24 protein-coding genes are annotated in these 21,755 nt (G+C 61.7%); 10 read left to right on the forward strand and 14 right to left on the reverse strand.

What is annotated here, in order from left to right:
• Positions 1 to 74 precede the first annotated feature (74 nt).
• From QA637_RS07945 to QA637_RS07955, 3 genes are all read left to right on the forward strand, one after another.
• Entirely contained in the window at positions 75 to 878 is an 804-nt protein-coding gene (locus QA637_RS07945; protein WP_153441016.1) for an ABC transporter permease, read from the forward strand.
• Complete coding sequence (locus QA637_RS07950) at positions 875 to 1,705, forward strand: ABC transporter permease (protein ID WP_153441017.1); 831 nt, start codon at positions 875 to 877, stop codon at positions 1,703 to 1,705. The genes QA637_RS07945 and QA637_RS07950 overlap by 4 nt, the downstream gene beginning before the upstream one ends.
• Before the next feature lie 217 nt (positions 1,706 to 1,922).
• Positions 1,923 to 2,189, forward strand: a complete 267-nt coding sequence (locus QA637_RS07955) for an usg protein (RefSeq protein ID WP_153441018.1) — start codon at positions 1,923 to 1,925, stop codon at positions 2,187 to 2,189.
• A 19-nt stretch (positions 2,190 to 2,208) separates the two neighbouring features.
• Here QA637_RS07955 and QA637_RS07960 read toward each other — a convergent pair whose 3' ends face one another.
• Positions 2,209 to 2,949: a DUF2270 domain-containing protein gene (locus QA637_RS07960; RefSeq protein ID WP_153441019.1), complete on the reverse strand. Its 741-nt coding sequence runs from the start codon at positions 2,947 to 2,949 to the stop codon at positions 2,209 to 2,211.
• A gap of 197 nt (positions 2,950 to 3,146) precedes the next feature.
• Between QA637_RS07960 and QA637_RS07965 the strand changes: the two genes are divergently transcribed.
• From QA637_RS07965 to QA637_RS07975, 3 genes are all read left to right on the forward strand, one after another.
• The gene (locus tag QA637_RS07965) at positions 3,147 to 3,974 is read left to right on the forward strand and encodes a class I SAM-dependent methyltransferase (protein WP_153441020.1); all 828 of its coding nucleotides are present in this window, start codon (positions 3,147 to 3,149) and stop codon (positions 3,972 to 3,974) included.
• Between the two features lie 115 nt (positions 3,975 to 4,089).
• On the forward strand, positions 4,090 to 4,959 hold the full coding sequence (locus tag QA637_RS07970; protein WP_153441021.1) for an NAD(P)-dependent oxidoreductase: 870 nt from the start codon (positions 4,090 to 4,092) through the stop codon (positions 4,957 to 4,959).
• Complete coding sequence (locus QA637_RS07975; RefSeq protein WP_153441022.1) at positions 4,956 to 5,654, forward strand: DNA alkylation repair protein; 699 nt, start codon at positions 4,956 to 4,958, stop codon at positions 5,652 to 5,654. Before QA637_RS07970 ends, QA637_RS07975 begins: the two co-directional genes overlap by 4 nt.
• Positions 5,655 to 5,661: 7 nt before the next feature.
• Here QA637_RS07975 and QA637_RS07980 read toward each other — a convergent pair whose 3' ends face one another.
• The 3 genes from QA637_RS07980 to QA637_RS07990 form a co-directional block, all read right to left on the reverse strand.
• Positions 5,662 to 6,150, reverse strand: a complete 489-nt coding sequence (locus QA637_RS07980) for an Lrp/AsnC family transcriptional regulator (protein WP_153441023.1) — start codon at positions 6,148 to 6,150, stop codon at positions 5,662 to 5,664.
• Between the two features lie 64 nt (positions 6,151 to 6,214).
• Entirely contained in the window at positions 6,215 to 6,853 is a 639-nt protein-coding gene (locus QA637_RS07985) for a uracil-DNA glycosylase family protein (RefSeq protein ID WP_153441024.1), read from the reverse strand.
• On the reverse strand, positions 6,843 to 7,565 hold the full coding sequence (locus QA637_RS07990) for a thermonuclease family protein (protein ID WP_153441025.1): 723 nt from the start codon (positions 7,563 to 7,565) through the stop codon (positions 6,843 to 6,845). The genes QA637_RS07985 and QA637_RS07990 overlap by 11 nt, the downstream gene beginning before the upstream one ends.
• A 152-nt stretch (positions 7,566 to 7,717) precedes the next feature.
• Between QA637_RS07990 and QA637_RS07995 the strand changes: the two genes are divergently transcribed.
• The gene (locus QA637_RS07995; protein ID WP_153441042.1) at positions 7,718 to 9,253 is read left to right on the forward strand and encodes a sensor histidine kinase; all 1,536 of its coding nucleotides are present in this window, start codon (positions 7,718 to 7,720) and stop codon (positions 9,251 to 9,253) included.
• Positions 9,254 to 9,264: 11 nt separating this feature from the next.
• Here the strand turns inward: QA637_RS07995 and QA637_RS08000 are convergent, their stop codons facing one another.
• Positions 9,265 to 9,678 carry a diacylglycerol kinase gene (locus QA637_RS08000; protein ID WP_153441026.1) on the reverse strand — a complete coding sequence of 138 codons (414 nt, stop codon included), beginning with the start codon at positions 9,676 to 9,678 and terminating at the stop codon, positions 9,265 to 9,267.
• Between the two features lie 276 nt (positions 9,679 to 9,954).
• Positions 9,955 to 10,971 (reverse strand): nicotinate-nucleotide--dimethylbenzimidazole phosphoribosyltransferase, encoded by a 1,017-nt coding sequence (cobT, locus tag QA637_RS08005; RefSeq protein ID WP_153441027.1) that lies wholly within the window; start codon positions 10,969 to 10,971, stop codon positions 9,955 to 9,957.
• Between the two features lie 246 nt (positions 10,972 to 11,217).
• Between cobT and QA637_RS08010 the strand changes: the two genes are divergently transcribed.
• The 3 genes from QA637_RS08010 to QA637_RS08020 all read left to right on the forward strand — a co-directional run bounded on the left by QA637_RS08010 (position 11,218) and on the right by QA637_RS08020 (position 13,114).
• Positions 11,218 to 12,006 carry an adenosylcobinamide-GDP ribazoletransferase gene (locus QA637_RS08010; protein ID WP_153441028.1) on the forward strand — a complete coding sequence of 263 codons (789 nt, stop codon included), beginning with the start codon at positions 11,218 to 11,220 and terminating at the stop codon, positions 12,004 to 12,006.
• A 188-nt stretch (positions 12,007 to 12,194) separates the two neighbouring features.
• Complete coding sequence (locus QA637_RS08015; protein ID WP_136505644.1) at positions 12,195 to 12,416, forward strand: DUF1289 domain-containing protein; 222 nt, start codon at positions 12,195 to 12,197, stop codon at positions 12,414 to 12,416.
• Positions 12,413 to 13,114 (forward strand): TIGR02281 family clan AA aspartic protease, encoded by a 702-nt coding sequence (locus tag QA637_RS08020; protein WP_153441029.1) that lies wholly within the window; start codon positions 12,413 to 12,415, stop codon positions 13,112 to 13,114. Before QA637_RS08015 ends, QA637_RS08020 begins: the two co-directional genes overlap by 4 nt.
• Here QA637_RS08020 and QA637_RS08025 read toward each other — a convergent pair.
• The 8 genes from QA637_RS08025 to QA637_RS08060 all read right to left on the reverse strand — a co-directional run bounded on the left by QA637_RS08025 (position 13,111) and on the right by QA637_RS08060 (position 21,655).
• Entirely contained in the window at positions 13,111 to 13,872 is a 762-nt protein-coding gene (locus QA637_RS08025; protein ID WP_153441030.1) for an ABC transporter permease, read from the reverse strand. The genes QA637_RS08020 and QA637_RS08025 overlap by 4 nt on opposite strands.
• Positions 13,869 to 14,795 carry an ABC transporter ATP-binding protein gene (locus tag QA637_RS08030; RefSeq protein WP_153441031.1) on the reverse strand — a complete coding sequence of 309 codons (927 nt, stop codon included), beginning with the start codon at positions 14,793 to 14,795 and terminating at the stop codon, positions 13,869 to 13,871. The genes QA637_RS08025 and QA637_RS08030 overlap by 4 nt, the downstream gene beginning before the upstream one ends.
• A 211-nt stretch (positions 14,796 to 15,006) precedes the next feature.
• Positions 15,007 to 15,339, reverse strand: coding sequence for a sulfite-sensing transcriptional repressor BigR (bigR, locus tag QA637_RS08035; RefSeq protein ID WP_153441032.1), 333 nt, complete (start codon positions 15,337 to 15,339; stop codon positions 15,007 to 15,009).
• 12 nt (positions 15,340 to 15,351) lie between these two features.
• Positions 15,352 to 16,242, reverse strand: coding sequence for an MBL fold metallo-hydrolase (locus tag QA637_RS08040; RefSeq protein WP_153441033.1), 891 nt, complete (start codon positions 16,240 to 16,242; stop codon positions 15,352 to 15,354).
• A 244-nt stretch (positions 16,243 to 16,486) separates the two neighbouring features.
• Positions 16,487 to 17,308, reverse strand: coding sequence for a sulfite exporter TauE/SafE family protein (locus QA637_RS08045; RefSeq protein ID WP_153441034.1), 822 nt, complete (start codon positions 17,306 to 17,308; stop codon positions 16,487 to 16,489).
• 259 nt (positions 17,309 to 17,567) lie between these two features.
• Positions 17,568 to 18,803: an extensin-like domain-containing protein gene (locus tag QA637_RS08050; RefSeq protein ID WP_153441035.1), complete on the reverse strand. Its 1,236-nt coding sequence runs from the start codon at positions 18,801 to 18,803 to the stop codon at positions 17,568 to 17,570.
• A gap of 261 nt (positions 18,804 to 19,064) precedes the next feature.
• Entirely contained in the window at positions 19,065 to 19,634 is a 570-nt protein-coding gene (locus QA637_RS08055; protein ID WP_428843125.1) for a Kazal-type serine protease inhibitor domain-containing protein, read from the reverse strand.
• Between the two features lie 206 nt (positions 19,635 to 19,840).
• Positions 19,841 to 21,655, reverse strand: coding sequence for a methyl-accepting chemotaxis protein (locus QA637_RS08060; protein ID WP_153441037.1), 1,815 nt, complete (start codon positions 21,653 to 21,655; stop codon positions 19,841 to 19,843).
• Positions 21,656 to 21,755 lie beyond the last annotated feature (100 nt).

Consider the following 21,755-nt stretch of genomic DNA (forward strand, 5'->3'; position numbering starts at 1 on the left):
TTTTTGTTTGACAAGAACCCTCGAAAATAAGCGCAATTGCGCGAAAAAGAACGCTGCAAGGGGAATTTATTGGCATGAGCGGACTGTTCGCCGCCCTTTTCTCCGTTTTCGCCTGGATCGGGTCGATCATCGATCCGCTCTGCGGTCCGGTCGGAGTGTTTCGTTGGTTCGGTTCAGGCACGCTTCTGGCGTGTGGCGACGCCGGGTGGGGCGATGAGATCGCCTATGGATTCCTGGTGACGGCTAGCCTCGCGGTTGCCACCCTGCCCGTGGGGCTGGTGACCGGATTCTTCATCGCGCTCGCCAAGCAATCGAACGAAAGGCAGCTGCGCCTTGCGGCCAATATCTATACGACGATCTTTCGCGGCCTGCCCGAGCTCTTGACGCTCTTCATCGTTTACTACGGCCTGCAGATCCTGGTGCAGCAGTTCCTCGCCACCATCGGCTACGAGGGGCCGGTGGAGATCAACGCTTTCGTTGCAGGCATGATTGCGCTCGGGTTCGTATTCTCCGCCTATTGCTCGGAAGTGCTGCTCTCGGCCTTCAAGGCGATCCCGCACGGACAGTATGAGGCCGGCGACGCGCTCGGCTTCCATCGCGGCAAAACGATGCGGCTGATCATCCTCCCGCAGCTCGTGCGCATCGCGCTTCCAGGCCTCGGCAATCTCTGGATGGCACTCCTCAAGGATACCGCCCTCGTCTCGGTCGTCGGCCTGCCCGACATCCTCCGCCAGACGGGCGTCGCCGCTCGTGTCACCAAGCATGCGTTCGAGTTCTTCAGCGTGGCCTGCATTCTCTTCCTGATCCTGGCGATGATTTCATCCGTTGTCTTCTCGGCGCTCGAGCGCTGGACCAAACGCGCGGAGATGACCCGATGAGCATCGCAGAGACTATGATTCCGCCCCAGGCACCGCCACCGGCCCCGCCGCGGCCCTACACGCTGTCGCGCTTCATCGGCAGCGTCACGCTCGGCGTCTGGCTCGCACTCGCTGTCGGCATCTTCCTCACCGTCGTCAACGGCTGGGACCCCGAAAAATTCTCGAGATACGGGCCGAGTTTCGTGTCCGGTCTCGGCGTTACGCTCCTGCTTGTGATCTCGTCGATCGTCATGGGCGCCATTCTCTCGCTGCCTGTAGCGATTGGGCGCATGTCGAAGAACAGGATCTGGTCTTGGCTTTCCTATGCCTATGTCTATTTCTTCCGCGGCACGCCGCTGATCACCCAGCTCTTTCTCGTCTATTACGGCCTCGGCAGCTTCCGCCCGCAGCTCGAAGCGATGGGGCTCTGGTGGTTTTTCCGGGACGCCTGGAACTGCGCGCTTTTCACCTTCACGCTGAATACCGCCGCCTACCAGGCCGAAATCCTGCGCGGCGCCATCCAGAGCGTGCCGCGCGGCCAACACGAAGGCGCCGCGGCACTCGGGCTGTCACAGCGCGTCGCTTTCTTCAAGATCATCCTGCCTCAGGCGATGATCGTCGCGCTCCGCCCCTATGGCAACGAGATCATCCTGATGATCAAGGGCTCGGCGATTGTGGCGATCGTGACCGTCTTCGACCTGATGGGCGAGACGCGCCGCGCCTTCTCCCGCACCTTCGACTACCAGATGTATGTCTGGGCCGCGATTCTCTACCTGATGATGGTCGAATTGCTGCGCAACGTCTGGGCCTTGCTGGAGGCGCGGCTGACGCGGCATCTGAAGCGATAGCGGAGCGACCGCGGGAAGCCGTCCCCGCTCGCCTTTCGTACTCCGGACAACCGGCACAGATCGTCCAGCAATCGAAGGCTTTGGCAGCACTGATCAACGAGTGCTGACAAGCCTTTGTTATTGTGAGGAAATCTCATTTCCGCACAAATATTAGGACTTGATTAATAGATCGAGCGTTTCATCATAGAGACCAACCTTTGCGAGAAGTGAGGTCCTGATGACGAGTGAGATGGAACTGCAGCTCAAGGGTTACGGCCTGACGACGGCCCAAATTCTCTACCGGATGCCCGACCATCCGACTTTCCTCCAGACCTATATCTGGCAACACTACGACATCGCGCCGGATTTTCCGGAGATGCGCCACTTCCTCAAGTTCTGGCAGGAGGAATTGGACGGCCCGCTGCATTCGGTTCGTTATGTGCATCGCAAGCTGATATCGGCCAGCGAATGGCGGTCGCTCAAGGGAGAGTTCATTCTTCATTGAAGCCGCCAATGCACCGCCGTTAGACGTGCACCTCGCCGTGGGCGAGCTCGCCCTCATGCTCTTCCTTGTGCAGCGACGCGTAGAGGACAAGAACGTAGAAGAGCGCGACGCCGATCATCACCGCCCACCCCGGTACGGGCCCAAGCTCGGCCCTTTCAGTGAAGTCGGTCCAGGAACGGACGTGGCCGAAAGGTTCGCCATTGGCGGAAATCTTCGGTGACGAGATTTTCAGTGCCCAGGCCAAAAGCAGGATCAGATACATCCAGCAGTAGTTGCGCTGAAGTCTCCGACAGACCGCCTCGCGGTAGCTCATCAGGAAGGCCGGCTTCCGCAGGCTCATTGCGATCGATGCGGACCACTTGAGGCTTGGCTGTCCCTCCGGCGAAAGAATCTGAGCGAAATATCCGCGCTCGAGTTGGCGCACGCGAGCGCGGTAGACATCGAAGAAGCGATAACGTCTTGCCTCGATCAGCAGCAGCAAGGTGATCAGAAGCATCGCGAACAGCAAAACGCCATGATGCGAGGACGGCGTCGAGAGCGATACGGAGAGCATCGCCGCAACAACGGTGATCGCCCAGTTCGACGTGCGGTCGATGCGGTCCCGCCATCCCGCCATTCGGCCCAGCTCGCCGCGATAATAATGGACGATCGTGTTGATCGTCTCTTGCGTCGTCTGCGGCAGCGGCGGCCCCTGCCGCTCCGGCGATTCCGTTTCCCGCAACTCCGTTTCCAATGTCAGCGGGCTGAGTTCAGCAGGCATCGGCGTTCCCTCCCGGTCTTCCTTATTGAATGGATGATGACTCCATTCCGGCCCCGGATAAATCCCGCGAGGCCCGCGCATCGTCATATTTTTACCGAACGCTAAATGTTCGTTTTTTGTTTCGCAAAAGCTACGAATGAATCGCCCCTCCCGAACGGCGGATTGCCAAAGTCTGCGGACGGTCGTAAGAAGCGCCCATGACGCAGCAGAACAAGAAGATCGACGAAGAAGCCTTGGCGGAGGCGTACAACCGCGCGCTTTCGTTTGAAAAATCCGGCAATCTCGACGCAGCCGCGACGGCTTACGCGGAAGTCCTGACGCTCGACCCGGAGGATCACGGCGGCGCCGCCGTTCGCCTCGCCTCGATGGGACGCGGCGAAACGCCGTTGAAGGCGCCCGACGCCTATGTCGCGACGCTCTTCGACCAGCATGCCGATGTTTTCGAGAACGTCCTCGTCGACCAGCTCGACTATTGCGTCCCGCTGCTGGTTCGCCAGCGCCTGCAGGCGTTGGGACTCGGCCCCTTCCAGCGTGTTCTTGATCTCGGCTGCGGCACGGGTCTGACAGGCGGCGCGCTGCGCGACATGGCGGACGATATAACCGGCATCGACCTCTCCGAAAACATGGTCGAGATCGCGCACGAAAAGGATGTCTACGAGACGCTCTATGTCGCCGAAGCGGTCGATTTCCTGGACGACAACGACGAGGCCCCCTTCGACCTGATCGTCGCGACCGACGTGCTGCCCTATATGGGCGCTCTCGAAGCGCTGTTCTTTGGTGCGGTCGACAATCTCGTTCCGGGAGGCCTGCTGATCTTCTCCAGCGAAACTCTTCCGGCGGAAACCTTTGCCGGCCGCGATTACATGGTCGGCCCGCATCAGCGTTTTGCCCATTCGGAAGCCTACCTGCGCGATCGCCTGACGGCGACCGGTTTCGAAATCATCGAGATCGGCGATATCACCGTACGCATGGAGGAAGGCGAGCCGATCGCCGGGCAGTTGGTGGTCGCCCGCTTCAAGCTCTGAGGGAAACGATCGCGAAGCTCCTGATGTGCCAGGAATGCGCCCCGGCCCCTTTTCCGCACGCCGGACATCGGATACACCTGCCCCAATGCAAATGGGAGCATGGGAGTCTGCAGGAATGGCTAAAGTCGCATTCATCGGTCTCGGCGTCATGGGTTACCCCATGGCCGGTCACCTCAAGGTTCGCGGCGGACACGAACTGACCGTCTATAACCGCACCGCAGAGAAGGCGCAGAAGTGGGCGGCCGAGTTCGGTGGCCGCGCGGCTGCGACCCCAGCAGAGGCAGCGGACGGCCAGGATCTCGTCTTCGCCTGTGTCGGCAATGACGATGACCTTCGCTCCGTGACCACCGGCAAGGATGGCGCCTTTGAAGCTCTCAAGCCGGGCGCTGTGTTCATCGACAACACCACGGCCTCGGCCGAGGTCGCCCGCGAACTCTACGGCGCCGCCCGCGCGAAGAACGCGCATTTCATCGACGCGCCGGTTTCCGGCGGGCAGGCTGGCGCAGAGAATGGTGTGCTGACTGTGATGTGCGGCGGCGACCAGGATGTCTTCGACAGAGCCAGGCCGGTGATCGACGCCTATGCCCGCATGGTTGGTCTGATGGGCCCCGCAGGCGCCGGCCAGCTTACCAAGATGATCAACCAGATCTGCATCGCCGGCCTCGTGCAGGGGCTCGCCGAAGGCATTCATTTCGGCAAGAAGGCGGGGCTGGACATCGAGAAGGTGATCGATGTCATATCAAAGGGTGCCGCCGGATCCTGGCAGATGGAGAACCGCCACAAGACGATGAATGCCGGCAAATACGATTTCGGCTTTGCCGTCGACTGGATGCGCAAGGATCTCGATATCGTGCTGGCCGAGGCCCGCCGCAACGGCGCCAAGCTCCCGGTCACCGCTCTGGTCGATCAGTTCTATGCCGATATCCAGGCGCTCGGCGGCAATCGCTGGGATACTTCGTCGCTGCTTGCCCGTCTCGAAAAATGACGCTTTCGCCCGCGTCCACAGTCGGCGAAGTCATCGAACACATGCGGGCGCTCGGCTGGAAGGAAAACGTGGCTGGCATGGCGCGGTTCGGCATTGTCACGCAAACCGCGCTTGGCCTCTCCAACGTCGAGCTGCGTCGCATTGCCCGGCAAGTGAAAGTCGACCACGCCCGGGCGATGGCGCTTTGGCAATCAAACATCCGCGAAGCCCGCTTGCTCGCGGCCTTCAGCGCCTCCCCGAGCGAGCTCACATTGGACGAGGCGCGGGAATGGGCCGGCGACTGCAATTCCTGGGAGCTCGCCGATACGGTCGCCGACCTCTTTGTCGCCGCTCGTTTCGAGCGGACGCTCATTCCGGAATTTGCCGCCGATGAACGGGAGTTCGTCCGCCGCATCGCCTTCGCGATGATCGCGACCGCGGCTGTCCACCTGAAGAAGGAGCCGGATTCGCTCCTCGTTGCCTGGCTGCCGCTTATCGAAGCGCATGCCGCCGATGAACGCAATTTCGTGAAGAAGGCGGTCAATTGGGCGCTGCGCCAGATCGGCAAACGCAGCGCCGCTTGCTACGGACCTGCGCTCGCACTGGCGCAAAAGCTCGCCGACAGCGACCGTCGTTCGGCAAGGTGGATCGGAAAGGATGCGTTGCGCGAGCTTCAAAGCGATCCCGTGCGTATCCGGCTTGGCATCCAAGCCTGACGCAGGGCTATTCCTCGCTCGACTTCGCCTGGTCGATCACCATGTAATCGAGCGGCAATTCGGTCGTGTACTTGATCTGCTCCATGGCAAAGGCAGAGGACACGTCGCGGATCTCGATCTTGGCGATCAACCGCTTGTAGAAGGCGTCATAGGCACCGATGTCGGGCACGACGACCCGAAGCAGGTAATCCACGTCACCGCTCATGCGGTAGAATTCGACCACTTCCGGAAAGTCGGCGACCACTTCGGAGAAGCGGCGCAGCCACTCCATCGAGTGCGAGTTGGTGCGGATCGAAACGAACACCGTCACCTTGGTATTGATCTTCACCGGATCGAGCAGAGCGACCCGGCGGCGGATCACACCATCCTCTTCCATTTTCTGGATACGCCGCCAGCAAGGCGTGGTCGAAAGACCGACCTTCTTGGCGAGGTCGGCGACGGCCAAAGTCGAGTCTTCCTGCAGAAGCCGCAGGATCTTGCGGTCTAGGCGATCCATCAAAAGTCCTCTCGAATATTTTTCCCTTCATAGCGGGAATTTCATGAAGATAAAGAAAATTGTTTCACGAAATCAACCGAGCGACCCGGCCACGCAGAAACGGCAGCAGGTCCGTTTCGAACCAGGGATTTTTCCGTAGCCAGGCGGTGTTGCGCCAGCTTGGGTGGGGTAGCGGCAAGACGGCCGGGCCGGCGTTGCGCATGACGTATCGTTGCCAGTTTTTGACGGTCTCGGTCATCGACGCTGGACAATCCGGCCCGAGATGCCAACGCTGCGCGTAGTGGCCGATGGCGAGCACGAGCTCGATCTGGGGCATGGCATCCATCACCCGTTGCCGCCAATGCGGCGCGCACTCCCGCCGCGGCGGGAGGTCGCTGCCGTGGCGGTCGTAGCCTGGGAAGCAGAACCCCATGGGGACGATCGCAAATTTACTCGGGTCGTAGAATGTTGGACGGTCGACGGCAAGCCATTGGCGCAGCCGATCGCCCGATGCGTCGTTGAAGGGCAGTCCGCTCTCATGCACGCGCAGTCCTGGCGCCTGGCCCGCGATCAATATGCGCGCCGAATCCGAAATGACCGCCACGGGCCGCGGCTCGTGCGGCAGCCGATGTTCCTCACCGCGCACTGGACTGTCGCGACAGATGCGGCATGCGGCAATGGCTGCCCGCAATACGTCCAGATGATGCGCGCTGCTATCCGCCATCTAGGAACCTCCTGAACATCACCCGGATCTGGTCCTCCAGCCATTGAAGAATGAGCCCTGACCAATTGTCCATTTCATGCGGCATTTCCTCCGCGCCACCATTCGACCGGCGCCATGCTTGCGGCCGAACGAAATCACCGCTCCAGATGCCGACGCGTTCCTCGCGCGCCGCATCTTCCTCGCTCTGGTAGCGGCCATAACTGACCGCATAGCCGGAGATGACCATCTCGCGGCCGAGATCGCGCTGACCAGCCTCGCAGACGCCGAGGTCGCGGCCATAGCGGTCGTGGCCATGCAGGCGGCATGCGGTAGCGTGCCCTCTGATTAGTGTCGTCAGGCGCTCGCGCGCTTCGCCACCGCAATCCCAAGTCGTTTCGCCGCGCCGGCAGGTTTGGCCGATTTCGGGCGCGTCGATGCCTTCGAGCCGGATGCGCCGCCCGTTGAGCCTCAGGCTGTCGCCATCGCTTGCAGTGGCTGCGCCCTGCAGTTCGCCGGTCACCGTCCTTTCCGGCGGCGGCAGCTTCGCGGCGATATAGGCGCCGATGCTGAGCAGGATAAGGAAAACCCAGCCGCCGATCATTCCGCCGCGCCCCTCGGGGCCTCTCCGCGGCGCAACGGCCGGCGAACGGCCAAATCCGAACCGCCGCCTCGGCGCAGGAGACCTCGGTCCTGCGCCATTGACGATCCGGAAGTTCCGCTTTCCCGGCCTCAATCACGCACCTCACGATTCGACACTGCCAGCCTCATCCTACCTCTCAAAAAAACGCTATCGCGCCACAATGGTTTTCGAATCCTTGCCGGGCAGCAACTTCTTAAGGATTGCGTCCTAGACTGCAAGCTGGACACAAGCCCTTGATCAAGAGCATGAGCATCGTCGCCAGCACATCGACAGATAAGATCATCGTCGACAAGTCGCGCAGTCATCGAAACAAGGCCGTTTCGAAGACCGTGCGGGCGACACGCGAGCGGCTGCAGACCGGCTCGTCCGCCCCGACCGGTTTCGAGCGGGAAATGCTTCTCCTGCATATCGATTCTGTCCTACATGGGGCGATTGCCCTGCCCTTCCTCATCGCACTCATTGCGGCCACGGGCGTCTACCTTTCCGGCGAACCGGACATTCTTGCCTGGGCGTTGGCAACGCTCTCCGCCCATGCCGTGATCATATTCCTCGCCCGCAAGGCGAAGCGCGAAGACATCGGCGCTGACAAAGTCGCCGTCTGGCGCCGTCGCTTTCTCGTCGGCCAGGCGTTGATGGGGCTCTGCTGGGCCATCTTCGCCACGCAGGACTGCGCCGCCTGCGGCGATATCCGCTTTGGCTTTTTCGAAGGCACTGTGCTGCTGGTTGCACTCGCCGCAACCGCCATGGGCACCTTCCTGTTGCGCAACGCCCTGCTCTACACGTTTCTGCCGGTCGTTGCCGCGCTCGCCTTCTCGTCGGCGACCAGAGGCGATCCTGTCCACATCGGCCTCACCGGAATCCTCTCGCTGTCACTCGTCTTCCTCGTCTTCATGACCGGACGGATGAATCGCGCCAACGTTCATATCCTTTCCGTCCAATCCGAAAAAGACGACCTCATAGCAGAGCTCGAAGTGGCGAAATCCATGTCCGACGAGGCCCGTCGCCGCGCCGAGGAAGCCAATCTCGCGAAATCCCGCTTTCTCGCCTCGATGTCGCATGAGTTGCGCACGCCGCTCAATGCCATTCTCGGCTTTTCCGAGGTCATGTCGACCGAAGTGCTCGGGCCGCTCAGCAACCCGACCTATAAGGAATATACGTCCGACATCCACCGCTCCGGCGAGCACCTGCTCAACCTCATCAACGAGATCCTCGACCTCTCGCGTATCGAGGCGGGCAAGTACGATCTCAACGAGGAAGCAGTCAATCTCGTCGAGATCGCCGAGGATTGCATCGGCATGGTGCAGCTTCGCGCCCGCTCGAAAAACATCACGATTGGTGAGCAGTTCGAACAGGACATGCCTGCCGTCTGGATCGACGAGAAGGCAATACGCCAGGTAACGCTCAATCTGCTTTCGAATGCAGTCAAGTTCACGCCCTCGGGCGGCGAGATCACCGTCAAGGTGGGCTGGACCGCGGGTGGCGGACAATATCTGTCGATCAAGGACAATGGACCGGGCATTCCCGAGGAGGAAATCCCGATCGTGCTTTCCGCCTTTGGTCAGGGCTCGATCGCGATCAAGAGCGCCGAACAGGGTACCGGGCTCGGCCTGCCGATCGTCCAGGCGATCCTCGCCAAACATAATGGCCAGTTTATCCTGCGCTCCAAGCTTCGCGAAGGCACCGAAGCCATTGCCATCCTGCCGCCCCGCCGCGTGCTCGAGAGCCTCCCGCCGGTCGAGGATGTCCGTGCGCTGGAACCGCGCCGCAAGAGCTTCGCGTAATCAGCGCGCATTCAGCTCAGGAAACGCGCTAGGAACACCACGTAAAAGGCATAGGCCGCATTGGCAAGGATGAGGCAGAGGCAGGCAAAGGACCCGAGATCCTTCGCGTTCCTGCCCATTTCCGAGATTTCCGGGGAGACGCGATCGACGATCTCCTCGATCGCCGTGTTGATCGCCTCGAAAGCCATCATCAGCAGGAACAGGATCGTCATCGCGACATATTGAAACAGCGTCGCGCCGGCGATGAAGAAGGCCACCATGGCGATGGCAAAGGCGATGAGCTCGTGCCTGAACGCCGCCTCCCCGATTAACCGCTTCGCCCCGCCGAGCGAATAGCTCGCCGCGGCAAAGAGGTGCCGGATGCCGGTGTGCTTGTCGACAGCTCCGGAGCGGCCGTTGCGCGGGGTGGTGTTGTTGGCGTCCATTTTATCTCGACGGGCTCAAAACTGCGGAAGCTACGATATCGCGATTGAGGCGAATACAAGGCGGCCGGCTTTTAAAGACCTGCAATCATCGCTCGTCGCGCGCCTCTGGATAGGAGAGCCGGTTGTTCCTATCAAGCCCTCTGCTATCGAGCTTTCGAGGTCCGACAGCCTATCGACAGCAACGGTGGCACGTGCTCGGCGTGCACGCAAGGCTACCGCACGCATCCGTAAGTCAGGCGCGAATTGCGGCAGACTCGATGCCACTAACGCGTGAGATTACTCTTTGTTGCTGACACCGGCCTGGGCGAAGGTCGCCATACCGCTATGGCAGGCGGCGGCGGCCTTGACTATGCCCGCGGCGAGCGCGGCACCTGTGCCTTCGCCGAGCCGCATGCCAAGCGCCAGAAGCGGCGTCTTGCCGAGCTTCTCGATCGCGCGCATATGTCCCGGCTCTCCGGAAACATGGCCAATCAGGCAGTGGTCGAGCGCCGACGGGTTCGCGGCCTTGAGGATCGCCGCCGCGGCGGTCGCGACGTAACCGTCGATAATCACCGGAACCTTCTGCATGCGCGCGGCCAGGATCGCGCCAGCCATCGCCGCGATCTCGCGGCCGCCGAGCCGGCGCATCAGCTCGAGCGGATCGGAGAGGTGGTCGCGATGGAGCGCCACGGCCTTCTCGACCGCGGCGATCTTGCGCTTCAGCACCTCACCTTCCGAGCCCGTTCCCGGCCCGACCCATTCTTCCGCCGTGCCGCCGTAGAGACCGAGGTTGATCGCGGCCGCAATCGTCGTGTTGCCGATCCCCATCTCGCCGATGCAGAGGAGATCCGTTCCGCCTGCGACAGCTTCCATGCCGAAGGCCATCGTCGCCGCGCAATCGCGCTCGGAAAGCGCAGCCTCTTCGGTAATGTCCCCGGTCGGATAGTCGAGTGCAAGGTCGAACACTTTGAGGCCGAGATCATGGCTGACGCAGATCTGGTTGATCGCCGCGCCGCCGGCAGCGAAATTCTCCACCATCTGCTGTGTTACCGAAGGCGGATAGGGCGTTACGCCCTGGCGTGTCACGCCGTGGTTGCCGGCAAAGACCGCGACCAGAGGCCGGGTGACGGCAGGCGGGCGACCGGTCCAGGCGGCAAGCCAGAAGGCGATTTCCTCAAGGCGTCCAAGCGCGCCCGGCGGCTTCGTCAATTGCGCATCCCGTTCACGCGCCGCCACGAGCGCCGCCGAATCCGGTCCCGGAAGGTTGCGCAACAATTCGCGGAAATCATCGAACGGAAGGCCGCTGGCACTCATGGAGAATCCTTGGATCTAAAAGCATCGATTGGCGCACGTCATAGAGGGTGGGGCAGCTTCCGGCAACGGCATTTGCGCCAAATGCTGTCGCCGGAGCATGATCGGACGGAGCACGACGATTCGGCCCGCTGCATGTTTCCTTAAATCGTAGTCGGTTTGAGGATAAGAACATGCCGCGATTGAAAGCACTACGGCGTCCTTTGCGCGTAAGACGCGCGGCGCTGTAGACGGGCTGCGGGAGGGGGAATGGCATATTTGAGAGATCTCTGGGACGACGTAGCGCGCGCGGTCGCCTTCCTCAGTCGCATTCCCGTGCCGCAACGCCATTTCGCGAGCCATGACGGCCGCCTCAATCGTGCCGTGCGCGCCTTTCCGCTTGCCGGTGTGCTAATCGCCCTACCCGCAGCAGCCGTCGCGGCACTCCTGATTGCGCTTCACATGGGCTCGCTCTTCACCGCCTTCCTCGTCATCGCCGTGCAGGTCCTCGCCACCGGAGCCCTGCACGAGGACGGCCTCGGCGATACCGCCGACGGATTCGGCGGCGGACGCGACCGGGAAAGCGCGCTCGCGATCATGAAGGACAGCCGTGTCGGAACCTACGGTGCCTTGGCTCTCATCCTGTCCGTCGGCTTGCGTGTCTCCGCGCTAGCGTCCTTCCTGCCACTCGTCACGCCGCTCGGTGCAGGGCTCATGCTCCTCGGCGTGGCGGCGCTCACCCGCGCGGCGATGGTCTGGCATTGGTCTCGCCTCCCGCTTGCCCGCTCCGACGGGGTAGCCGCATCGGCAGGTACACCCGATCCGAAAGCGACCTCCACCGCGCTCGGCTCCGCCGGTGTTATCGCGCTGCTCCTGTTCTATGCGGCCGGCATTCCCGTTATCGCGGTGCTGCTCGCGCTTGTCGCCTTCGCGCTCACTGTAAAGGCGTTCGGAAAGATCGCGTCGCGCAAGATCGGCGGCCATACCGGCGACACGATCGGTGCGACGCAGCAACTGACGGAAATCGCCATTCTCGGCGCCCTTGCGCTAACGATCTGAAAGGCCAATATTGCTCTACAGCGCCGCGCGTCTTATCAGACGCGCAAAGGACGCTGTAGTACTTTGAATTGCTGCATGTTTTTATCCTTGAATCGGCTATGATTTAAGGAAACATGCAGTAGATCCGAAGTGAACACGGGATACTGGCCGCGAACCACTTCCGGCGGAAAACGGAGTAAGCCTCGACCGTGGAATCCCCCTGTATTCTCGTTTGTTCGATCGACGAAAGAACCGGCTACTGTTTCGGCTGCGGCCGCACGCGTGAAGAGATCGGTGCCTGGACGCTTTACACCGATGCGGAGCGGCACAGCATCATGGTGGCCCTGCCCGCGCGGCTCGACACGGTGGAACGCAAGCCACGGCGGGAGACGCGCAGGTCGCGCATGGCGCGGGAACGAAACGGCGCATGAATCGTCTGATATTTTTGCTGGCCATTCTCGCGGTCGGCCTCGCGCTCCTGATCTTCAACCACGATAGCGGCGAAACCTTCGGCATCAACAACGAGGATTTCGGGAGGCTTGTCGCGCTCGGCGCCATGGCCGCCCTCCTGAGCGCCGCGATTCTCCGCGGTCGCGGGCGGCTCGGCGAAGGGCTGCGCCAGATCTTCATCTGGTTCCTGATCGCCCTCGCGCTGATCGCTGTCTATGTCTACCGCTTCGAACTGCAATCCGTGGCCGACCGGCTGCTGGCGGGGCTAATGCCGGGACGCGCGATGGTGATCACCGACAGCGAGGGCCAGCAGGAGGTGGTGCTGCATCGCCGGCTCGACGGCCATTTCGCCGCGGACGCGATGATCAACGGCCACGAGGTCAGCATGCTGGTCGATACCGGCGCAAGCAGCATCGCACTCACCTATGAAGACGCTGAAAGGATCGGCCTCGATCCGGCGAACCTCAGCTACACCGTAACGGTCCTGACGGCGAATGGTCGGACGCTCGCCGCACCGGTCACCTTGTCGGACATTGCCATCGGTCCGATCGAGCGCCAGAACATCCGGGCAATGGTCGCGGCAGAAGGAAAACTCGACCGGAGCCTTCTTGGCATGAGCTTTCTCTCGACCCTCGATTTCCTCCAGATGCGCACGGACCAACTGCGGCTGCGGGACTAATTCCGAAGTCTATAGCCGGTGTGGAAAATCCAGGTCAGCACCGACATGCAGACAGTCAGGAAGACGAGGATGATGACGGCGCTGGCGACCGGGTTGACGTCGGAAATCTCGAAGAAGCTCCAGCGGAAGCCGCTGATCAGATAGAGCACCGGGTTGAAATGGCTGACCGCCCGCCAGAAGGGCGGTAGCATGTCGATCGAGTAGAAGCTGCCGCCAAGAAAGACGAGCGGCGGGACGACCAGCATCGGTATCAGGTTCAACTGCTCGAAGTCCTTGGCCCAGATGCCGATGATGAAACCGAACAGGCTGAAGGTTATCGCTGTCAGCACGAAGAAGAACACCATCACGAAAGGATGGGCGATCGAAAGATCGACGAAGAGCGAGGCTGTCGCGAGGATGATCGTGCCGATCATCAACCCTTTGGTCGCCGCCGCGCCGACATAGCCGAGCACGATCTCCAGCATCGAGATCGGCGAAGACAATACCTCGTAGATCGTGCCAGTGAATTTTGGAAAATAGATTCCGAAGGAACCGTTGCCGATGCACTGGGTCAGAAGCGTCAGCATCATCAGCCCGGGCGTGATGAAGGCACCGTAGGAAACGCCGTCGATCTCCTGAATGCGTGCCCCGATCGCCGCGCCGAAGACGATGAAGTAGAGCGACGTGGAAATGACAGGCGACACGACGCTCTGCAGAAGCGTGCGGCGCGTCCGCGCCATCTCGAAGAAATAGATCGACTTGACCGCCTCGATGTTCATCGCCCCGCCTCCACGATCTCGACGAAAATGTCCTCCAGCGAACTCTGTCGCGTGGATAGGTCCTTGAGCCTGATTCCTGCTTCCGCAAGCTCGGCAAGCAGTGCGGTGATACCGGTCCGCCCCGCGCTGGTATCATAGTCATAGATCAGACAGTGGCCGTCGCCTTCGAGCGTCAGATTGTAGGACGACAAGGTATCTGGCACGCGGTCGAGCGGCTGGGCGAGTTCGACGCGCAGTTGCTTGCGGCCGAGTTTCGTCATCAACGCCGCCTTGTCTTCCACCAGCAGGATCTCCCCGCCGTTGATTACCGCAATCCGGTCGGCGATTTCCTCTGCCTCTTCAATGTAATGCGTGGTCAAGATGATCGTCACGCCGGAAGCGCGAAGCTCCCTCACGACGTCCCACATGCTTTTGCGCAAACTGACGTCCACGCCGGCTGTCGGCTCGTCCAGGAAGAGCACACGCGGTTCGTGCGACAGCGCCTTGGCAATCAGCACGCGCCGCTTCATGCCGCCAGAAAGCTCCCGCAGCATGTTGTCCTTCTTGTCCCAGAGTGACAGGTCTTTCAGCACTTTCTCGATATGCTCGGGATCCGGTTTCTTGCCGTGCAGCCCGCGTGAGAACGAGACTGTGTTCCACACGGTCTCGAAGGCGTCGGTGGTCAGTTCTTGCGGCACCAGGCCGATCATCGCCCGGGTCTGGCGGAAATCGCGCACGACGTCATGCCCACCGACAGTGACCTCGCCGCCGCTTGCGTTGACGATGCCACAGATGATCGAAATCATCGTCGTCTTGCCGGCTCCGTTCGGCCCGAGCAAAGCGAGGATTTCGCCTTGCTCTATATCGAGGCTGACGCCTTTCAGTGCCTTGAAGCCCGATGCATAGGTCTTCGACAGATTGGAAACGGAAACGATGGGCGCCATGCAAAAGGATCCGGGAACGTACAGGAGTGGCGGGATGCCGCTCTATATGGGCCAATTCGCGCGGAATTGCAGCTACCGAGCGCAAATTTAGCGGTGACGCTCCGTCAAACGGGGAATTGGGGCACGCTTATGCCGACGAGTATGCCGGAAAAGGGGACCGCGGCCGGCAGCCCGATCAGCATGCCACCGCAAAGGCCGCTGATGTAGGCCGTCATTGCTTCGTCCCTTCGCGGCAAAAGATCTCGTAGAGCGCGATCACCAACCGCGCGGCTTTATCCTCCGCCAGCCGGTAGAAAATCTGCTTTGCATCGCGCCGCGTCGCGACGATGCCGGACTCTCGCAACACTGTCAGTTGTTGCGACAGGGTTGGCTGATGTATGCCCAGCATCTCTTCCAGTTTGCCGACGGAATGCTCGCCCTCGACAAGCGTGCAGATGATCATCAGCCTATTCTGGTTCGCGAGCGTCTTGAGCAGCGCCGCGGCGTCGCCCGCCCGCTCGCTCATGTCGGGACGGACGTTTCGAAATTTCGTTACCGTTCCCATGTTCGCCTCCTTTCAGTTCCACGCCGCTCCCTTGAGCGCGTTAAGCGGAAACTTCAGATAGCGCGCGCCATTTTCTTCGGGCTCCGGCAGGCGCCCGCCGCGAATGTTGACCTGCAGCGCATGAAGGATCAGCTTCGGCATCGGCAGTGTCTTGTCGCGCGCCTGACGCAGCTCAACGAACTGTTCCTCGGTCACGCCTGCCAGATGCGCGTTGCAACGCTTCTGCTCGCCGACTGTGCTTTCCCAACACGGTGCGCGGCCGTTCGGCTGGTAGTCATGGCCGGTAAAGACCCGCGTTTCATCCGGCAGGGCGAGAATCGCGCTGATCGAATGCCAGAGCTGACGCGCGTCGCCGCCGGGGAAATCCGCCCGCGCCGTGCCGCTGTCCGGCATGAAGATCGTATCATGCACGAAGGCGGCATCGCCGACGACATAGGTGACCGAAGCGAGCGTATGGCCGGGCGAATAAATAACACTCCCCTCGATCGAGCCAACCGAAAAGTGCTCGCCGTCAACGAAGAGATGGTCCCATTGCGATCCATCCGTCGCAAACTCAGGCCAGTTGTAGATCCCTTTCCAGAGCTTCTGGACGCGTACCACCTCGGATCCGATGCCGGTAGACGCGCTCGTCCTTTCCTTCAGATAGGCGGCGGCCGAAAAATGATCGGCATGGGGATGAGTATCGAGGATCCATTCGACCGTCAGGCCGTTCTCCGCAATGTAGTCAAGGATGCGATCGGCCTGCAGGGTCGCTGTCGCACCCGACTTTTCGTCGAAATCGAGGACCGGATCAATGATCGCGCAGCGCTTCGTCTGCGGGTCCGAGACGACATATTGGACGCTTCCCGTGCGCGCCTCGTAGAAGCCTTTGACATCTGGTCTTGCAGTTGCTGCTGCAGGCATCGTTGCCTCCATCCGAGCTCATCATTATATATTTACGTATATTATATACTATTAACTTCAACAAGCAGGTTCGAAGCAGGCGATTTGACCCCCGCGTTTCATGGTGGAATTATCGCACAGCTTTTGTCACACGTGCGATGCCTCTTACGCTGCAATGCCGCGCGAAGTTGTATTACGGAGACGTCGTCACATCTGAACGGCGCGCGCCGCTGCAGCAAGCAAGAAGTGTCTAGCCGCGTCCCGCCTAGCCAAGAAGGCTGTAGAAGAAGCGGATGGCGATGAGCACCATGAAGATGCCGAATCCCGCCTCGAGCTGTCGCCTGCCCATGGCGTGGGCAAGCCGCACGCCGAGCGGCGCGACAAGCAAGGTTATCGGGATGATCAGCGCGACCGCAATCCAGTTGATGAAGCCGGTAGACAGTGGCGGAAGGCCCGGCGCGCCCCACCCCGCCCAGACATAGCCGAAGAGGCCGGGAATCGAGATCAGCACGCCAACGCCGGCGGAGGTGGCGACGGCCTGATGAATTGGCCGGTTGTGCAGCGTCATGAAGGTGTTGTTAAGCACGCCGCCACCGATCCCCATGAGACCGGAAAGAATGCCGATCCCGACGCCGACCAGCCATTTGATCGGGTTCTTCGGCAGGTCTGTACCGATGAGCCAGCTCGCGCGATTGAAGATCATCCGGAAGGCCAAGGCGAGTGCGATTACCGCGAAGATCAGACGCAACGTCTCGCTGCCGACATGGGCCGCGATCACAGAGGCGAGGATCGCGCCGAGCGGTACCGCCACGATCCAGTTACGCAGCAGGTCGATATCGACCACCCCGCGCCGGTAGTGCGATAGGAACGACCGAACCGAGGTCGGAACAATGATCGCGAGCGACGTGCCGACGGAAAGATGCATCCTGACCGCGTCATCGATTCCGAGCAGGCCGAACACCTGATAAAAGACCGGCACGAGGATCGCCCCGCCACCGATGCCGAAGAGGCCGGCGAGCACGCCGGCAACGACGCCGGCCGCCGCCAACGCCAGAGCAAACATCATCAGTTCCGAGACAGGCGGCATGAAGAAACTCGATTTTGCTGGAATCCGGCAAAGAAGAATCCGGATCAGGGCTGCTTGCCCATCACTGTCATGAAACGGTGATGCTTTTCAATCACTTTCACCCGGCGTGGAGCGCCCTCGCTTCTCGTGATTTGCACTCCGGAGCCTCCCCCTATTCTCCGGTGTTTGGCCGGCTTTCCCCGCCGGCCTCTTTTTTGCCTGCCGTCCTCGCAATTCCAGGAAAATCGTGTAGCGGACTTCTGTCCAGAATTGCGTAAGTTCAGTCGCAGTGGCGATAGCCGGACTTGCGTGTTCTGAGGTCGAAGTGGAAGTGGTCCTTGTGGAACGGATCGCTCCCGGGGCCGAGCACGGTGTTGAAATACTTGCAGCTGTCGGTGCGGACGGCCTTCAGCAGGCCACGTTCGCGGAAGGCGAAGAAGCCCTTCCTGCGCACATCGATCTCCTTGCCGTTCTTCAGGACGAATTTACCGACATCGATGGCATTGCCGTGCGCATGTTCGGACATCGGGTTGCCGCGGCGCGAATTCATCGTGCGGCAGGAATAGCCGCCGAGCGGCTTGATCGTCTTGACGCCGGACCAGTAGCGATAGCGCGATGACGGAGCGAGCTCGTATTTGACCCACTTTGCGAAGGCTTCGGTCACCTGGCAATTCAGCTTTACGGCGGGCTTGACAGCGATGCCGCCGGAAAGGCCGCTAAGCTCGATCGGATAGTCGATGCCGCAGGACGGTCCGTTGCTGATGCGCGGGATATCGCGGAAGACAACACCGAGCTTTTTCAGGCGCTGGCGGCAGGCGATTTCCGGACGAGGCATCTCGCCGGTAAACTCCGGCGCGGACATCGGATTGCGCACGCGTGGCAGGAAGGCGACCTGCTGTGATTCCTGCGTGCGCTGAACGGTCCTTTGCCGCTCGATGTAACGCGGCTTTTTCTCCTCCTCCGCAGAGATCTGCTCCGGCGTCAGCGGCGGCAGGTCAGGGTCGTAGCCGAGGTTCGCGTCGGATGCGGGCGCTGGCCCCGGAGATCCGCCGAGTTGATGCACGTTGTCATCGCCGATGCCGGCGACCACCGGCTGACTGGCGTTGCCCTCGGCAATCTCGTTGCTCTGTTCTTCGGCCAGCCCGACGACCGGCTGGACCCCAAGCATGGCGTCCATATTGACCCCTTCGGGGGGTATTGCCATCGGAGCGGCGCTTGCCGTCTGCGTAGCCGGCAGCGGCTCGCTGTCGATCATCGGTAGATCGCGGTCCCCCCGTGGGCCGGGATTGGCGGTCACGACACTTCCGGTGGAGGCCGCAACCGGTTCGCCTGAAGGATAAGCCGCCGCCATCTCCTGCCGCGAGCGGGTGTCGGCCCGCACCGGCTCTATGACGCTGACACGAGCGCCGCCGTCGACTCTGGCCGAGGGCGCGAGCACGTCGGTCGTGCAGGCAACCAGGGAAGCGGACAGCACCATCGCGGTCAAGGGCCGATGGAGAAGAGAAACACACGCCATACTCACTGCCGCCTTCATCCACGACAAAGCCGAAGCTTGCCGATGCGCCGCCGTCCCTAAGACCGTCGCTGCCGCCTGTGTCGTCACGCGGGCGCGCGGGCGGAAAAATCGGATCTCGGGTGGACTTTATGCAGGCATGGTAAATGAAGGCTTTCCGGCGGAACCCCATATCCGGCGGCAACCGCCGTTAACCGATATAAAAAGGCCCGCATCCATTCGAGCGCGGGCCCGAAATTCTGGGTCAACGTCCTTGCCGCGATGTCAGCGGCATTCGCCGCCGTGAACAATTCTGGACCCGTCGGCACGTGCCTCACAGGCATTCGGAAAGGTGCGCATCCGCCCGGCACGCACGCCGCAGACCGGGGCGAATTCCCGCGTGCAGAATTGCTGCGGCGGACGGACGCTGCCGGCCCGGCATTCACCCGGCGCGATTACCTGAAATCCTTCCGCACGCGCCGTGCAGGCATTCGGGAAGGTCTGCCTCCGTGCACCGCGCTGGCCGCAGACGGGCGCGAATTCACGCGTGCAGGCCTGCTGCAGCGGCGGGCGACTGGTGGGGCGGCACTCACCGCGGTGCACAACCCGGAAGCCATCAGCCCGCGCCAGGCAGGCATTCGAGAAAGTCCGCAGGCGGTTGCCGCGCTCGCCGCAAACCGGCGCGAACTCCATCGTGCACATTGGCGGGCCGGGGCGGATGGGCCCGGGGCGCGGCTCATCGACGACAACCGTGCAGGCCGAGAGGACGCCGATCGCCATGAGGATGACAGCTGGCGGTCGCGAGATGAAAAGCTTGGGAAGCGGCACGGGCAGAGTCCTCCGGAATGGCTGCATGATTTTCCGATTTAAGGAATCATGCAGTGGCCCAGCGATCGGCCTGCCTGGCCAATCCCTCCAGCCGCGCCATCTCACCTTGCCCGCGGCATTACGTCAAGTGCTGCGTGTCGCGCGCCTTCGCATGCAACTGGCGATACATATATAAAAAAAAGGCCCGCGTTATTTGAACGCGGGCCAGTCATTGCAAGGAGCCTTTTTCTCCGTCAGGCCGCCCTGTCATAGATCGCCTGGCGGTTGCTTTCCTGCAGGCGGAACTTCTCGAGCAGCGCTTTCAATTCGCGGCTCTCCTGTGCGAGCGTCTGGCTTGCGGCGGTGGTTTCCTCCACCATCGCGGCATTCTGCTGGGTCATCTGATCCATGCTGTTGACGGCTGTGTTGACCTCCTGAAGACCCGTCGCCTGCTCGCGGGCGGCCGTCGCGATCGAGGCCACCTGCTCGTTCACGCGATTGACCAGGGTTTCGATCTCCATCAGAGCGTCACCGGTGGAGCGCACCAGTTCGACCCCGGCGCCGACCTCCTTGACCGAGGCGCCGATCAGATCCTTGATCTCCTTTGCCGCACCGGCCGAGCGCTGGGCAAGCTCGCGCACTTCCTGGGCGACGACGGCAAAGCCGCGGCCCGCCTCGCCTGCCCGCGCCGCCTCGACGCCGGCATTGAGCGCAAGCAGGTTGGTCTGGAAGGCGATTTCGTCGATGACGCCGATGATCTGGCTGATCCGGCTGGAGGACGCTTCGATCCGCCCCATGGCGTCGATCGCATTGCGAACGATGCCGCCGGATTTCGCCGCGCTCGCCTTCGTCTCATTGACCATGTCGCGCGCCTCGTGGGCACGGTCGGAGGCATGGCGAACGGTCGAGGTGATCTGATCGAGCGCTGCCGCGGTCTCTTCGAGGGCGGCCGCCTGCTGCTCCGTCCGGCGGGACAGATTATGGGCGGCCTCGGAAATATCCCCGGCGCTGCCGTGGACGACGTCGGTCGACTGCGAGATGGCGCCGATGACGTCGCGAAGTGCCGCGACGGCCGTGTTGAAGTCCTGCCGCAGCTTGGCATATTCGGGAGCGATCTGCTCGACCTCGGCGGTCAGGTCGCCGCTCGCCAGACGCTCCAGCGCCGCGCCGATCGTATCCATGGCGTCCGCCTGCGCCTCGGCGGTCGCACGCTGCCGCTCCTCGTTGCTGTGCCGTTCGGCATTCAGCCTACCCTGCTGTTCCTCCTCGCGCGAGCGCAGTTCGAGCCGCTCCCTGACCGAATCGCGAAGTACAACCAAGACCTTAGCCATCTCGCCGATCTCGTCGCCGCGATCGGTTTCCGGCACTTCGGAGGAAAGATCCTCGTCGGCGATCGCACGCATCGAGACTTTCAGCTTCTCGACCGGGCGCACGACACTGCGCACGATCGCCAGCGCCGCCGTCAGGATCGCCAGCGCGGCTGCAGCGAGGATGCCTGCCATCTGCCAGGCGCGCTCACGGAACATCGTCGCGAGATCGTCGGCATAGACGCCGGTGCCGACCACCCAACCCCAGGGCTCGAAGCCGGCGACATGAGAATATTTCAGCGCCGGCTCTTCGGCGCCGGGCTTTGGCCAGTAGTAGTCGACGAAACCCTTGCCTTGCGCCTGCACCGTCTTGACGAATTCGACGAAGAGATGCTTGCCGTTCGGGTCCTTGTTGGCGGTCAGGTCCGTGCCGTCGAGCTCGGGCTTGATCGGGTGCATGACCATGGTCGGGTGCATGTCGTTGACCCAGAAATAGCCGCTGTCCTGATAGCGCATCGCTTTAACGGCTTCGAGCGCACGCTTCTGCGCCTCCTCGCGCGAAAGCGTTCCAGCCGTCTCCTGCTTGTAGTAGGCCTCGAATACCGTAACGGCGTTCTCGTTCATCGCCGCAAGCATGGCCTTGCGTTCCGCGACCAGCTTGTCCTGCGCCTGAACCAGGCTAAACGTCAATGCCGCCGCCATAGTCAGCAGCGCAAACCCCACCAGCGCGTAGAGACGCGTCGAAATCCGAAATTTTCTCATCCCCAGCCTCCACTTTGAGGCTGCAGAATAGGAGCAGGTCTTTGCAAAGCTCCTAACAACGGATGACTATATTTTGCGGCACTCAATTAACGATTTGAAT

Origin of the sequence: Sinorhizobium terangae (assembly GCF_029714365.1) — a bacterium.
Taxonomy (GTDB): Bacteria; Pseudomonadota; Alphaproteobacteria; order Rhizobiales; family Rhizobiaceae; genus Sinorhizobium; species Sinorhizobium terangae.

Bases quoted from the DNA above. Each gene is read 5' to 3' on its own strand.
- QA637_RS07945 (WP_153441016.1), top strand. From the start codon at position 75: ATGAGCGGACTGTTCGCCGCCCTTTTCTCCGTTTTCGCCTGGATCGGG.
- QA637_RS07950 (WP_153441017.1), top strand. From the start codon at position 875: ATGAGCATCGCAGAGACTATGATTCCGCCCCAGGCACCGCCACCGGCC.
- QA637_RS07955 (WP_153441018.1), top strand. From the start codon at position 1,923: ATGACGAGTGAGATGGAACTGCAGCTCAAGGGTTACGGCCTGACGACG.
- QA637_RS07960 (WP_153441019.1), bottom strand. From the start codon at position 2,949: ATGCCTGCTGAACTCAGCCCGCTGACATTGGAAACGGAGTTGCGGGAA.
- QA637_RS07965 (WP_153441020.1), top strand. From the start codon at position 3,147: ATGACGCAGCAGAACAAGAAGATCGACGAAGAAGCCTTGGCGGAGGCG.
- QA637_RS07970 (WP_153441021.1), top strand. From the start codon at position 4,090: ATGGCTAAAGTCGCATTCATCGGTCTCGGCGTCATGGGTTACCCCATG.
- QA637_RS07975 (WP_153441022.1), top strand. From the start codon at position 4,956: ATGACGCTTTCGCCCGCGTCCACAGTCGGCGAAGTCATCGAACACATG.
- QA637_RS07980 (WP_153441023.1), bottom strand. From the start codon at position 6,150: ATGGATCGCCTAGACCGCAAGATCCTGCGGCTTCTGCAGGAAGACTCG.
- QA637_RS07985 (WP_153441024.1), bottom strand. From the start codon at position 6,853: ATGGCGGATAGCAGCGCGCATCATCTGGACGTATTGCGGGCAGCCATT.
- QA637_RS07995 (WP_153441042.1), top strand. From the start codon at position 7,718: ATGAGCATCGTCGCCAGCACATCGACAGATAAGATCATCGTCGACAAG.
- QA637_RS08000 (WP_153441026.1), bottom strand. From the start codon at position 9,678: ATGGACGCCAACAACACCACCCCGCGCAACGGCCGCTCCGGAGCTGTC.
- cobT (WP_153441027.1), bottom strand. From the start codon at position 10,971: ATGAGTGCCAGCGGCCTTCCGTTCGATGATTTCCGCGAATTGTTGCGC.
- QA637_RS08010 (WP_153441028.1), top strand. From the start codon at position 11,218: ATGGCATATTTGAGAGATCTCTGGGACGACGTAGCGCGCGCGGTCGCC.
- QA637_RS08020 (WP_153441029.1), top strand. From the start codon at position 12,413: ATGAATCGTCTGATATTTTTGCTGGCCATTCTCGCGGTCGGCCTCGCG.
- QA637_RS08025 (WP_153441030.1), bottom strand. From the start codon at position 13,872: ATGAACATCGAGGCGGTCAAGTCGATCTATTTCTTCGAGATGGCGCGG.
- QA637_RS08030 (WP_153441031.1), bottom strand. From the start codon at position 14,795: ATGGCGCCCATCGTTTCCGTTTCCAATCTGTCGAAGACCTATGCATCG.
- bigR (WP_153441032.1), bottom strand. From the start codon at position 15,339: ATGGGAACGGTAACGAAATTTCGAAACGTCCGTCCCGACATGAGCGAG.
- QA637_RS08040 (WP_153441033.1), bottom strand. From the start codon at position 16,242: ATGCCTGCAGCAGCAACTGCAAGACCAGATGTCAAAGGCTTCTACGAG.
- QA637_RS08045 (WP_153441034.1), bottom strand. From the start codon at position 17,308: ATGCCGCCTGTCTCGGAACTGATGATGTTTGCTCTGGCGTTGGCGGCG.
- QA637_RS08050 (WP_153441035.1), bottom strand. From the start codon at position 18,803: ATGGCGTGTGTTTCTCTTCTCCATCGGCCCTTGACCGCGATGGTGCTG.
- QA637_RS08055 (WP_428843125.1), bottom strand. From the start codon at position 19,634: ATGCAGCCATTCCGGAGGACTCTGCCCGTGCCGCTTCCCAAGCTTTTC.
- QA637_RS08060 (WP_153441037.1), bottom strand. From the start codon at position 21,655: ATGAGAAAATTTCGGATTTCGACGCGTCTCTACGCGCTGGTGGGGTTT.